An 11,674-nucleotide genomic window follows, 5' to 3' on the forward strand; every position below is an offset into this window, starting at 1 on the left:
TTCCTATCGAAATAGGAAGCAGTCTTTTTTTTACTTGCCGGATAGGTCGATATCCGACTCTCCAGCTACTTCAATCCCTGTCTCTTCTTTTACCACAAAGAAAGATTTAAAAACAAGGGCTGCCAGAGCTGCTCCGATAAGAGGAGCGACAATGAATAGCCAGACTTGAGCAAGTGCATCGCCGCCAGCAAAAACAGCGGGTGCCAGACTTCTCGCGGGATTTACAGAAGTACCGGTCAACGGGATGCCGATAATATGGACCAGCGTCAACGTTAACCCGATGACAATTCCGCCCATATGAGAAGTTGCCTTGCTTGAGGTCACGCCCAAAATGGCCAACACAAAGATAAAAGTAAGAATTACTTCTACGACAAGAGCGCCAGTCAGATTTAAACCGACGCCACTCAACTCCCCATAACCGTTTGCGCCAAACCCTTCCAGGCTTGTCGAACTGGCGTTGACAAAGGCGAGGACCGAGCTTCCTGCGAATGCCCCTAAAACCTGTGCAATTACATATCCCCCAAATTCTTTAACCGTCAGATTGCCAGACATCAGCACGGCAAGCGAAACCGCCGGATTGACGTGGCATCCTGAAATGTGGCCGATAGCATAAGCGGCTGCTACAATTGAAAGTCCAAAGGCAAAGGCAATGGCAAGAACGCCAAGAAATCCTGTGTCCGTCCCTCCTGTATAACCGCCCAAAACGACTGCTGCACCGGTGCCTAAGAACACTAAAATAAAGGTTCCTATAAATTCCGCCAAATATTTTTTCATCATAATCCACTCCTCCAACCTGAATGAATTTCCAAAAGACTTGCTTCTTCTCATTACATTAAAGCTAGAGTTCCTGGCATTCAGAAAGTGACATGACCCTTTTCATCCGGACTGCTGCATCATTTTATACAATACGCGTTTTTGAAAGTGTAACTGGAATCCAACATTTTCAACTTTTTTTGGCAAGCTATACTCCTTTCCATTTGTTATCTATTGGTTCTTGCCCACCTTCTATCGTCAGTTTTTTTGGGGGAATTCTCTCAGTAATATATTTTTGCTTTCATTGTAGTTTTATACCCAAAAAAACGCAAGAAATTCCTTAAGCTGTAAAAACAAAAAAAGGCTCCCCAACAACTCAACGAATTGATGGGGAACCTTTTTATGCAAACTGATTTTTTAAGCAGCTATTTGAAGGTCAGCTGCTTTCTACAGCTTCTGCCAAATTTTCTGCTTCTATCGCAGCCTCAAAGTCATTAAGCAAGGCACGTACTTCATCTGTCTTTTCTGTATACATCAATTGATTTCTCAATTCACCGACGCCACGGACTCCGCGGACATAGATTTTAAAGAAACGGCGGAGCGGCTTGAAGGAAATCGGCTCGATTTCTGTGGAATATTTATCGTGAAGATCCAGGTGCAGCCTCAACAGATCAAACAATTCCTTGCTGTCATGTTCTTTCGGCTCGATTTCAAAGGCAAACGGATTATGGAAAATCCCGCGTCCGATCATAACGCCATCGATGCCGTATTTATCGGCCAGCTCCTGGCCTGCCTGGCGATCCGGAATATCCCCATTGATCGTCAGAAGTGTATCCGGCGCTATTTCATCGCGGAGTTTCTTGATTTCCGGAATAAGTTCCCAGTGCGCTGGCACTGCACTCATTTCTTTTTTGGTCCGCAAATGAATGGATAGATTGGCGATGTCCTGCTCCAATACATGAGTCAGCCATCCTTTCCACTCGTCCACGTCGGTGTAACCAAGACGCGTCTTGACACTGACAGGCAATCCGCCAGCTTTTGCTGCTTGAATGATTTCGGCTGCATTGTCAGGGTAGCGGATCAGGCCACTGCCTTTTCCTTTTGCTGCCACATTTGGCACAGGACAACCCATATTGATGTCAATCCCTTTAAAGCCCTGCTTCGCCATGCCGATACTCATTTCGCGGAAATGCTCGGGTTTGTTCCCCCATATATGAGCCACCATCGGCTGTTCATCTTCTGTAAACGTCAAACGTCCCCGCACACTGAAAACCGCTTCCGGGTGACAGTAACTTTCCGTGTTCGTAAACTCGGTAAAATACACATCAGGCCTTGCTGCTTCAGCCACTACATGGCGAAAAACAACATTCGTGACATCTTCCATCGGCGCTAACACAAAAAACGGTCGCGGCAAATCACGCCAAAAATTCTCTTTCATATTCAAATTCCAATCCTTTCATTACGGGATGGGGGCCAGCCCTTCATCCAAATATTCTTATTGCATCTATACTGACGATTACTAACTATCAACGACATATAACGTCATTCCACTTTTTCTTAACCTTATACAGTTTACACGAATCGCACCTTTGTGGAAAGTGGCGTGCTTTAAACAGAATATCCTTTTGCAGAAGAGCCACGAACTATTCTGCCGCACTTCAACAACTTGGACCAGAATCACATCAACAACTGGTTTTCTTCGATACAAAAAGCGCCAATCCCGATCAACGAGTTGACGCTCTACCTATTTGGAACTGGCATATGTTGCGTTTCACAGGCTAAAAAACTTATACGTGTTTTTCCCTGCTGTTTTTGCATCATATAAAGCATGGTCTGCATTTTTAAGAAGCGTCTTTAAATCGCCTGTGTGATTGACCGGATACGTTGCAATTCCAATACTGGTGGAAAGTTGATAGGCGGCATCCCAAGTACTTAAGCTGTCGAGTACATGTTCCGCCTGCTTGCCCATGTCCTCTCTGCTGGGTAGATAGGGAAAATGCATGACGAACTCATCCCCCCCTAATCTGATCGCAAAAGCATCTCGGTGTTCATCCGCAAAATTTTGAAGCCTCAACGCGACTTCCTTCAATACCAGGTCTCCCTCATCATGGCCATGAATATCATTCACCTTTTTAAATCCATCCAAATCAAGAAAGAATAGCACTCCTCCATCTTTGGCACGATCTTCAAAGAAATTGGCAAGGTAACGTCTGTTGTACAGTTCAGTCAACGGATCTCTGTAAACAGAACGTTCCAGATCCAAATAATAGGAAAACATCCTGACGATTCTTTGCAGCAACTGGACGCTCTTCGTATCAAAGTTGCTGACTTCATCGTTCACCGCACACAATGTCCCAAATTTCTCCCCATTCATAAAAGAAATTGGAATTCCCAAATATGACCTGATATTGGCATCTTCGAACACATTTCTTATATCAGCCAAACTGCTTTCTTCCCTCATGTCTTCATATATCAGAGGTTGTTTTTCATCAAAATCAATGCGGTTGCAAACGGTGTCATTAAGATTTATGACCATTCCTTCAGTTACGAGAATGTTCGTGTCCTCATTTGAAAGTTTGAGAACAACTTGTTGTGTATCGCTAAGAGAGCTTAAATATATCAATTGATCAGGCAAAATTTCTTTTGCAAGATCCAGTACATCTCTGGCCAACTCATCAAAATTCTTATACATCTGCAACTCTTGAAATGTCGTCATTATAAAGCACCTCGTTTATTATTAAATCACATTTTTATCAACCGAATGTCAAAGGACATATCTTACTATATTTCTTAAAGTTTAACATACAAAACTAGTAGGTGTTCAACAACTTCAGCGCTTATACAATGACCGAACAAAAATAAATCCACTCTAAAGATTAGGCACTGCCCTTTCAATCAGAGACAAATAAAAAAGGCCGAAACCATTATGGATTCGCCCCCTTTTTGAAACGTTTATTGAGTTTTTGCCCACCTCAAAAGAGTACATCAGTGCAATCTGGCTTCTCGCACATTTAAATTTTATAACGAAAAATCAATAAGTAACCCAACTTAATCCGGTAGTCCTCTCACCCGCATGGACCCCTACGCAAACACTAAGTGCAGCAACTTGCACTTTCAACTCTGGAAACTCCTGCAATAGCTCGTTCTTCCAGATTTCTGCGTCAGGGGCGTTATTGCAATGAATAACAGCAACTTCCGGCACAGTACCTGTATCCATATCCGCACGAAGTGAAAAAGTCACCTTGTCTTTTGCTCGTTTATTTAAACGGACTTTTTCTTTCATGACAGGTTTTCCGTCCTCAAAACTGATGACCACTTTAATGTTCAGCAAATTGCTGACGAATGCTTGTGTTCCCGAAACACGACCACTTTTATGCAATTGGTTCAAGCTCGAGGGAATAAAAGACAGCTTTGATTTAGTGGTCATTTCCTTAATCGTTGCCACAACTTCTTCTACGTCTTTACCATCAGCCAGCAGCTCATCACCGATTTCAATCATTTTAACCATCGGAAAAGACCCGATTTTCGAATCAATCGGATACACTTTAAAGCCTGTCATCTTTGCAGCTGTCTGGGCGCTTTCAAATGTGCCTGAAAGTCCACTGGATAAGTGTAAAGCAACCGCAAAATCGTATCCTTCTAACTGAAGCTTTTCGTATAAAGAAACCATCTCCCCAATTGCAGGTTGTGAGGTTTTCGGTGAAACTTTAGATAAGCGTAATTTATCGTAAAACTCCCCTTGTGTAAGATCGATGGATTCCCTAAATGACCCATCGGAAAAAACAACACTAAGTGGCAGGATATGTACATTGTGTTTTCGGATGAAAACATCATCTAGTTGCGCAGCTGTATCCGTAATCCAAGCTATTCTTTTCATTAAAAATTTCTCCTCTAAATGCAAATTTAGTATCGGAATCAGCCATCTACTCTCGCTAATTTACATGACAGCTCCATAGAGTGCTAGTGACAGTTGTCATATTAAGTTGAAATATTGAAAGCGGTGCCATATTTTGAACATATATCGTTTTTCCTACTAAAAAACAGCCAGCATACTCACGGTGAGATGCTGGCTGTTTTCAAGTTATTTTATTCTTCGTCGCAAAAATCATTTCTATTTATACGCCTTTTAATGGGTTTGTCCCCATTGCTCTACTCTTCGATTTAGCGCTTTTGCCAAACTGATCTTCAAACATGATTTTCGCAGCTTTTGGTGCTGCCCAGAACGTCGGCAATAACAGCAACGAAACGGGAATGGCTGTAACGACAATAAACGATTGTATAGCTTGAATACCACCTTCACTAATCATTAAGAGCACAATTGCTACAGCACCCATAATAATTGACCAAAAAACACGCATAATTTTTGGCGGATGACCATTGCCTGTGATGGCAACCGAAATGGTATACGCCATCGAGTCGGCTGTCGTGACAACAAATAAAATAGTGACAAGTAAGAACAGCGGAGCTATAACTGAACTAAGTGGCAATTGTTGCGTAATGGCCACCATTGCAGCTGGCATACCCGAAGTGTTTAATGCATCTGATACAATCCCTGGCTGAGAAAGTTCGTAAAACATCCCTGTTCCGCCAACAACCGTAAACCAAAATGCGGTGACGGTTGGCGCAATAATAGAAACCGCAAAAATCAACTCACGAATCGTGCGTCCACGTGTAATGGTAGCAATGAAAATCGCCATCATTGGTCCGTACCCAAGGAACCAGCCCCAGAAAAAGACGGTCCAATAACCTAACCAATCAGAATCCCCGCGAAACGTACTCATTGCCAGGAATTCCTGAAGGTGAACCCCAGTTGCTGCAAGAAACGTATCAAAGATAAATCCGCCTGGCCCTAACACTAAAATGGCGACCATTAAAACGAGTGTAATAATGATATTCAAATTGCTTAGAAATTGTATTCCTTTACGCAAACCTGTAATAGCTGAAATTGTTGCAATCGCTACTACAACGATGATGATCATCACTTGCGTAAACAAGTTATTCGGCACTCCGAACAATGCTTCCATCCCGTACGCGGCTTGCAAGCCAAGAAAACCAATAGGTCCAATCGTTCCGGCTGCGACCGCAATCACTGCAGATGCATCGATAATCGTACCCAATGCACTGTTTTTCATGATTTTTTCACCAAGCAACGGGTATAGTAACGTACGCGGTTTTAGCGGCATGCCTTTTTGATAATGAGCATACATTAAAACGATTGTTCCAAGCGTCCCAAGAATTGACCATGCAAGAAATCCCCAATGTAAATAAGACTGGGCAAAGGCAGGAACAATGGCACTCTCAGTAGCCGACTCTACACCTGAACCCGTAAAATTAGGGGATACATCAAGAAAATGGAACATTGGTTCAGCGGCTGCCCAAAATACGCCTCCTGCTGCTAGTAAGGTTGTCATAATCATGGCAATCCATTTAAAATACCCAATTTCCGGCTTGTCCATAGCACCTAGCCGAACCTTGCCGTATTTCGAAAAGCCTAGAAAAAGTGCAATAAAAAATGTTCCCAATAACAAGACTTGCCAAAATGCCCCAAAATATTTCACGGCAAAAGCAAATGATTGATCCACACTATTTGACACAAGCTCTACATTGATAAATGCTGCAATAACAAAAGCGACAAGTAACCCACCACTGATGAACAGCACGGGCCAATCTGTCTTCGATCCATATTTCTTCAAAAAATAAAACCTCCTAGTTTCAGCATGTGCTATAAACACATACCACTATAAAAAGTGGAGAAATCACTCCACGATGATGATTTCAATCTCAATAGCTGCTCTGTGTGACAGCGTGCTCTGCACATCTATTTCTAAACAGTATGTTCAATTGTCTTTGCCTTTTCTTTCGCATCGGAGCAGCACGGCACTCAAAAGCTTTTTGGCAATAAGTATGTAATTGTATATGAGATACACACAATTTACCAATCCTTTTGACTCTTAGATAAATAATTGAAGAATTCGTGTCAGTATCCAACCATTTTATGGGATTTAAATCGCATTTCCTCCTAAAAATGTGCCGTTATTTTTGAAGATTTGATAGCTTAGCTACTGTTGCACTTCTCCCCGTCATAAATAAACGTCTTGACGAAAACTCTCTTTACTAATCTCCTGATAGAAAGGACTATAAACAAGGTAATTGAGGTATAGACAAATAACATCTATGACAAAGAAATACCAACTATCATTTTCGTGACCATCCCAAACCCAAATTCACGATTAAACTAAAGGAGTGCTATTCAATTAATGGTCAGTTCACAAGCTCTTGATAATACACAACCGTTTGATTTGAAAAAGCATATTCCTCTTTTAGCTGTCTTGCTATCAGGTGCTTTTATAACCATTTTGAATCAAACACTTCTTGCTACAGCCCTTCCGCCGATTATGAACGATCTAAAAATCAGCGAAAGTACCGTGCAATGGCTGCAGTTTATTTTTAACCGCTATGAGTTTGTTTGCAGCAGGCACAATGGTTATTGCGTATTGGCTTTGCCATTTTGACCGTCACAACTTTTTTCTTTGCCAACTTATCTCAAGACACGACATTCCTCTATTTAGCCATATTGAATGCCATTCGAATGGGAGGAATCTCAATGGTGATGATGCCCTCCACTACACTTGGGTTAAAACAGTTGCCAGATCATTTAATTCCTCATGGGACAGCGATGAACAACACATTCTGCCAAATTTCAGGCGCGATAGGGACGGCCGTTCTTGTGACCGTGACCGTTACTGCTGCTAGTGACAGTTCAGTTGCTGGCGCGATTCATGGAGTGAATATGGCCTTTGTTGTCGCTGGAGCTATCGCAGCATTGGGATTCCTATTATCATTTGCTATTAAAAGTCCAAAACCAGTCACGAAGGAAAATTAACGCACATAAAAAGCTCACGCTATCTGTAAAAGATAGCGTGAGCTTTTTGGTTGTAGACAAAAGAATATGAACTCATTTTTTCGTATGTATATGGGATTCTCCGCACCCAGTGGACGCTTTCCGCGGACGAAGCGCTGAGCCTCCTCGTCGCAAGCTCCTGCGGGGTCTCATCACTCCGTTCTTCCGCAGGAGTCGCCACTTGATGCTCCGAATCCTGAAGTGAGTAGAGAAAATTCTTTTAATCGATTACTTTTATTGTGAAGTAGACTAATGGGTCTCACTTTGATCGAAGTTGGAAAGTATACACCACTATTAGATTTAAACGCGTTGATGATCAGCGCGCCACATGTTTATAGACTTTTTAATAGCGTCTGCGGATAACTCTTCAACTACTGCACGTTCAGCTAACGCCACTACTTCCGCATCAGGCGCAAAACGCAAAGCGATTAGTTGTGACTTTGTTAGGCGCGGATCTAGACGGTTTCCTGTCAGCATAAAGTAGCGCAATTGTTCTTCGGTGCAAATCAAGCGATCTTGCAACGTAAGTGCGTAAATTCGCGCGAGCATTCCTGGAATAATCGCGAGGATAATAATTGCAAATATCAAAAATAATTGCATCGAAAATCCATTTTTCACAAATTGATAAATTCCATAACTAGCCGTTGTTAAAAGCAATACAAAGCTTAACGGTACCCAGAAAAAAAGCTGTAACCTTGGATAACGTACATGTTTTTCATACGATTGTTCTTTCATTTCTTCACTCCTTAACTCTCTACAGGGGCATCATACTATACTGCAATACTTTTTCCTATTTTATTGCTTGTGAGTCTAATGAAGTTTCGGTTAAGTTCCACAGTTTCAAAACCTTCCACATGACACCTATCTTGACGCATAACGTGACTCGTATGATAATTTAAGACAAAGGATTATCGAGAGGACAATGCAATGTGAGAAAGCAACTAAAACTTGGAACCATGATTCACGGAGCCGGTGAAAAAATTTCGGATTGGCGACATCCTGCTATGCCATCCGATGCCAGTGTCAGTTTTGATTTTTATAAACAGCAAGCGCAAATTTCTGAACACGGCAAATTTGATTTTGTTTTTATTGCAGATGCTTTGTACATAAATGAAAAATCAAACCCCCATTACTTGAATCGCTTTGAACCGTTAACGATTCTTTCTGCACTTGCAGCGGTAACGTTCAACATCGGACTCGTTAGCACCTTATCCACAACGTATAGCGAGCCGTTTTCTGCCGCGCGACAGTTTGCTTCACTCGATATGTTGAGCGGCGGGCGAGCCGGGTGGAACGTGGTAACGTCTGGACTGGAAAAGACGGCATTGAATTTCAGCAAACAACTAGACGATCATCCCAGTCACGCCGAGCGTTACCGAATGGCTGCGGAGTTTGTTAGCGTCATGAAAGGCTTATGGAATTCTTGGGAAGATGATGCATTTGTTCGTGATAAAAAATCCGGACAGTTTTTTGATCCAGCTAAATTGCATAGGTTGGATCATCAAGGCGAGTTCTTTTCTGTGCAAGGGCCATTAAATATCGGCCGCTCGCCACAAGGTCAGCCGGTCATTTTTCAAGCAGGTTCATCAAAAGCAGGCATTGCCTTTTCTGCACAACAAGCAGATGCGGTGTTTGCCATTATGCCTAGAATAGAAGAAGCCAAGCAGTATTATAAAGACGTCAAAGAACAAGTCCTTTTGAGCGGTCGTCACCCAGATGACATACTGGTCCTACAAGGAATCAGCCCCATTATCGGAGAGACAACAGAAGAAGCCGAACGAAAATACGAAGAACTGGCTAGTTTAGTAACTACCGAACAAGCTCTCGCTTTTTTAGGGCGTCTGTTTGAACACCATGATTTTTCCCAGTACCCGCTAGACGAACCGTTTCCGGATATCGGAACCATGGGCAAAAACAGTTTCCAAAGCGATACCGATCGCATTAAAGCAGAAGCACGTCAGGAAAACTTAAGCTTGCGCCAAGTAGCGTTACGCGAAGCTACACCACGCACACCTTTTATGGGTACACCCGAATACGTCGCGAATTTGATTGAATCATGGTACGAACAACAAGCAGCAGACGGTTTTATGATCATTGCCAATTTGCCAAGTGAACTCGAAGCGTTTGTGGATAAAGTGGTACCGATTCTTCAAGAGCGCGGAATTTTCCGGACGGAATACGCAGGAACGACATTGCGTGATAACTTGGAGTTGCCTTATGTAGAATAGCGGCATGTGTTTAACCACTAAGAAAAAACTGTAGAAAACTCGATTTTTTTCGAGTTGTCTACAGTTTTTTGTATTCAGAGGATATTCTCTCTGGTCGTTTTATAGATGGTTGATGACTATATCTTTAATATGCTTTTAATTGATCTGTATTTTCCTCGTTCTATATTCGCGACAACCTTTTCTTCATAGTTTGCCGTGGAAATTCAGGCGTAACGAGTTACATTCGTAGATAGTTAGGCTGTTTTTCAATAAGTTTAATAAGTAAGTTGTACATCAATAACTCTTTTCCTTGCCATAGTTCTTTTTTAGAATAAGCGTACATGCCAACGACGGATAATTTCAGTGGTACAAACAAAGGTCCCCTTTAACGCTTTCCCCCTGCCCAAAATTCGACCGTGATTTTTCCATTCTCCTTAAAAAATCTCAATGCGTCCGCTAAACTTTCGCGGCTTCTATTGCAACCATACACCGAATCAAAACCACCAATGAAGATGTCGTTACTAATAACAGGCTTATGCCGAGTTGCTTCCTGCTTGTGACAGCTTTATCAGCATGAAAGTTTAATGTCATTTGTTGTTTGTATTCTATTTAACTCAAGTCTGAATATAACATTCAAACTCCATCGGCCTGATAGCTAGAATAGCTGTATAAGCGATTATGTCTCGGCCAATAATTAATACCTGTTCGTTACTTTTAGGTGGTTGCCAAAGTGCCACATGAATACTCATCTGCAAAGTAGTACATACAAAAAAATTTGTTCCACCTATGATCAAGGGAATTGAACCGATGTTGACACTTTTACATTTTATTGGCTACTGTTCACATTTTCAATATTCGCCGATTGTAAAATTAATCTCACCAACTAAGTCAACTTTTCTTCTAATCATACCAATGAAATAAGACAGCCATAAGATAATTACAAATATTAGGGGGATAAAAATGATTGTCATTATACCTATTGATAATTACGTAATGTCTTAATTCGCTCCTATTCCATCAACACAAAAAGACTACCTCCTTTAACTTAGGAAGTAGTCTTTTCTTTGTAAGCGTCCAATAGCGAACACATTTTAATAGAAGAAACTTCGTGAGATACTCTTTCCAGAATTGAATTTTTGGGAGGAGTTTCTTTGATAAGAAAAGAGAAAGCAATCTATTGGACAGAACAAATAAATGAATATCGGCAAAGCGGAGAATCGTTAGCCAAATGGTGTGAGAAAAATGACATCAAAATTCATACGATGAAATATTGGCTGCGCAAGCAGTCTCCCGTCTCCAAAGAAAAACCTGAGACCGCTTGGGTCTCCTGTATGGTCGAGGAACCGGTGAGAGATACGATTACGTTGAAAATAAAAAATGTAGAAATCGAGGTGATGAGTGGCTTCCAGGATGAACTGTTACTGAAGGTCCTTCGGACACTTGAACAATTATGATGAACGGCCGAATCGTCGAGCGGGTGTATTTGGCAGCTGGACCGACGGATCTCCGGAAGTCAATTGACGGACTGGCGGTCATCGTTCAGGAATTATTCCAGCTCGACCCATTCTCCAATGCGCTTTTTGTGTTCTGTAATCGGAAGAAAGACAAGCTCAAAATTCTGTTCTGGGATCACAACGGCTTCTGGCTCTATTACCGCCGCTTGGAAAAAGGGTTGTTCGATTGGCCGGACCCTGGGTCCAGCCAGCCTCTTCCCATCACGTCGCGGCAGTTGAATTGGTTACTTGATGGTCTGCCGCTGAACCAGCGCCAGGCACACCCATCCGTGGCGGCGAAAAAAATCATTTAGGTCTTT

General features: G+C 42.1%; 11 protein-coding genes. 5 read left to right on the forward strand and 6 right to left on the reverse strand.

Going from position 1 to position 11,674, the window contains the following annotated elements:
- Window positions 1–30 precede the first annotated feature (30 nt).
- From J7I83_RS04360 to J7I83_RS04380, 5 genes are all read right to left on the reverse strand, one after another.
- On the reverse strand, window positions 31–777 hold the full coding sequence (locus J7I83_RS04360) for an aquaporin (protein ID WP_251047452.1): 747 nt from the start codon (window positions 775–777) through the stop codon (window positions 31–33).
- 412 nt (window positions 778–1,189) lie between these two features.
- The gene (locus J7I83_RS04365; RefSeq protein ID WP_215099459.1) at window positions 1,190–2,191 is read right to left on the reverse strand and encodes a tRNA dihydrouridine synthase; all 1,002 of its coding nucleotides are present in this window, start codon (window positions 2,189–2,191) and stop codon (window positions 1,190–1,192) included.
- Window positions 2,192–2,524: 333 nt separating this feature from the next.
- Window positions 2,525–3,469: a sensor domain-containing diguanylate cyclase gene (locus J7I83_RS04370; protein ID WP_251047453.1), complete on the reverse strand. Its 945-nt coding sequence runs from the start codon at window positions 3,467–3,469 to the stop codon at window positions 2,525–2,527.
- A gap of 315 nt (window positions 3,470–3,784) precedes the next feature.
- Window positions 3,785–4,630 carry a DegV family protein gene (locus J7I83_RS04375; RefSeq protein WP_215099460.1) on the reverse strand — a complete coding sequence of 282 codons (846 nt, stop codon included), beginning with the start codon at window positions 4,628–4,630 and terminating at the stop codon, window positions 3,785–3,787.
- A 238-nt stretch (window positions 4,631–4,868) separates the two neighbouring features.
- Window positions 4,869–6,446, reverse strand: coding sequence for a BCCT family transporter (locus J7I83_RS04380; RefSeq protein ID WP_215099461.1), 1,578 nt, complete (start codon window positions 6,444–6,446; stop codon window positions 4,869–4,871).
- 564 nt (window positions 6,447–7,010) lie between these two features.
- Here J7I83_RS04380 and J7I83_RS17745 point away from each other — a divergent pair.
- Both J7I83_RS17745 and J7I83_RS17750 read left to right on the forward strand, forming a co-directional pair.
- Window positions 7,011–7,265 (forward strand): hypothetical protein, encoded by a 255-nt coding sequence (locus J7I83_RS17745; protein ID WP_251047454.1) that lies wholly within the window; start codon window positions 7,011–7,013, stop codon window positions 7,263–7,265.
- Between the two features lie 92 nt (window positions 7,266–7,357).
- Window positions 7,358–7,636 (forward strand): MFS transporter, encoded by a 279-nt coding sequence (locus tag J7I83_RS17750; RefSeq protein ID WP_251047455.1) that lies wholly within the window; start codon window positions 7,358–7,360, stop codon window positions 7,634–7,636.
- Window positions 7,637–7,954: 318 nt separating this feature from the next.
- Here J7I83_RS17750 and J7I83_RS04390 read toward each other — a convergent pair whose 3' ends face one another.
- A complete protein-coding gene (locus tag J7I83_RS04390; RefSeq protein WP_215099462.1) occupies window positions 7,955–8,389 on the reverse strand; it encodes a DUF6526 family protein in 435 nt (144 codons plus the stop codon).
- Window positions 8,390–8,583: 194 nt separating this feature from the next.
- Between J7I83_RS04390 and J7I83_RS04395 the strand changes: the two genes are divergently transcribed.
- The 3 genes from J7I83_RS04395 (at window position 8,584) to tnpB (ending at window position 11,668) form a co-directional block, all read left to right on the forward strand.
- Window positions 8,584–9,882, forward strand: coding sequence for an LLM class flavin-dependent oxidoreductase (locus J7I83_RS04395; RefSeq protein ID WP_215099463.1), 1,299 nt, complete (start codon window positions 8,584–8,586; stop codon window positions 9,880–9,882).
- Between the two features lie 1,130 nt (window positions 9,883–11,012).
- The gene (gene tnpA, locus J7I83_RS04400) at window positions 11,013–11,315 is read left to right on the forward strand and encodes an IS66 family insertion sequence element accessory protein TnpA (protein WP_215099464.1); all 303 of its coding nucleotides are present in this window, start codon (window positions 11,013–11,015) and stop codon (window positions 11,313–11,315) included.
- Window positions 11,312–11,668 carry an IS66 family insertion sequence element accessory protein TnpB gene (gene tnpB, locus J7I83_RS04405; RefSeq protein ID WP_215099465.1) on the forward strand — a complete coding sequence of 119 codons (357 nt, stop codon included), beginning with the start codon at window positions 11,312–11,314 and terminating at the stop codon, window positions 11,666–11,668. The genes tnpA and tnpB overlap by 4 nt, the downstream gene beginning before the upstream one ends.
- Window positions 11,669–11,674 lie beyond the last annotated feature (6 nt).

The organism is Planococcus sp. ISL-110, from assembly GCF_018613575.1.
GTDB lineage: Bacteria > Bacillota > Bacilli > Bacillales_A > Planococcaceae > Planococcus.

Coding starts and splice junctions, on each gene's coding strand:
- J7I83_RS04360 (WP_251047452.1), bottom strand. CDS start 777: ATGATGAAAAAATATTTGGCGGAATTTATAGGAACCTTTATTTTAGTG.
- J7I83_RS04365 (WP_215099459.1), bottom strand. CDS start 2,191: ATGAAAGAGAATTTTTGGCGTGATTTGCCGCGACCGTTTTTTGTGTTA.
- J7I83_RS04370 (WP_251047453.1), bottom strand. CDS start 3,469: ATGACGACATTTCAAGAGTTGCAGATGTATAAGAATTTTGATGAGTTG.
- J7I83_RS04375 (WP_215099460.1), bottom strand. CDS start 4,630: ATGAAAAGAATAGCTTGGATTACGGATACAGCTGCGCAACTAGATGAT.
- J7I83_RS17745 (WP_251047454.1), top strand. CDS start 7,011: ATGGTCAGTTCACAAGCTCTTGATAATACACAACCGTTTGATTTGAAA.
- J7I83_RS17750 (WP_251047455.1), top strand. CDS start 7,358: ATGGTGATGATGCCCTCCACTACACTTGGGTTAAAACAGTTGCCAGAT.
- J7I83_RS04390 (WP_215099462.1), bottom strand. CDS start 8,389: ATGAAAGAACAATCGTATGAAAAACATGTACGTTATCCAAGGTTACAG.
- tnpB (WP_215099465.1), top strand. CDS start 11,312: ATGATGAACGGCCGAATCGTCGAGCGGGTGTATTTGGCAGCTGGACCG.